This is a genomic window from Elioraea sp. Yellowstone, from assembly GCF_006704265.1.
Taxonomy (GTDB): Bacteria; Pseudomonadota; Alphaproteobacteria; order Acetobacterales; family Acetobacteraceae; genus Elioraea.
Map to the genome: position 1 here is coordinate 1 of NZ_VIKA01000318.1, position 719 is coordinate 719.

At 78.0% G+C, this 719-nt stretch carries 1 protein-coding gene; it reads right to left on the reverse strand.

Features of this window, described 5'->3' with window-relative positions; translation table 11 throughout:
* The coding region (locus FK498_RS18925) for a glycosyltransferase (protein ID WP_141857277.1) at positions 1-593 on the reverse strand (593 nt) is incomplete at its 3' end.
* Between the last annotated feature and the right edge of the window lie 126 nt (positions 594-719).

The following is a 719-nucleotide window of genomic DNA, read 5'->3' on the forward strand; positions in this document are numbered from 1 at the left end:
ATCGCGCCCAGCGCGACCAGCCGCAGCGGGCCGGGTGCCGCCGGCACGGCTTGCGGCAGCGCCTCGGCCTCGCGGCGGGGGATCAGGTTGCGCACCACAACGCGCGGCGGACGATCCGGCGGCGAGGGAAAGCGCGCCTCGAGGCCCGGTGCTGCGAGCACCACCGCGTCGGTCCAGCGCGCGAGCGCGCGGAAGGCAAGCCGGATCGCCGCCGCCGCCGGCCGGCGAAGGGGCGCGGGCAGGCGGCCGAGCCGGCACGGATCGGCGTAGTCCTCGTGCGCGTCGAACACGACCGCGCAGCCGGTCACCGCCTTGGCGAGCAGCGCGACCGCCCAGGCGTCGGGCTCGCTCGCGTGGATGGTCGTCGGCCGAATGCGGATCGCGCCTGCGAGCAGCCGCGGCAGGATCGCCAACCGCCCCGCGAGGCCCGGCCGGCGGCGCAGGGTCCAGGTCGGCACGGCCGCAGGCGGCTGCCTTCCCTCCGGGCAGAGATGCAGCACCGCGAAGCCCGCCTCGGCGAGGCTCGCCGCCTCGAGCAGCACGACCCGGCGGTCGTCGGCCGGATGCGCGGACGACAGGAACAGGATCGTCATGGCACGGCGCGGGTCTCAGCCGGCAGCGCCGACCCGGTCGGCAGGGGCGCGCGTTGCGCCGCCGCCTCGGCGACCGCGCAGAAGCGCGCGGCGAGCAGGCTGCGGTCGAAGCAGCCCGCGGCGAGG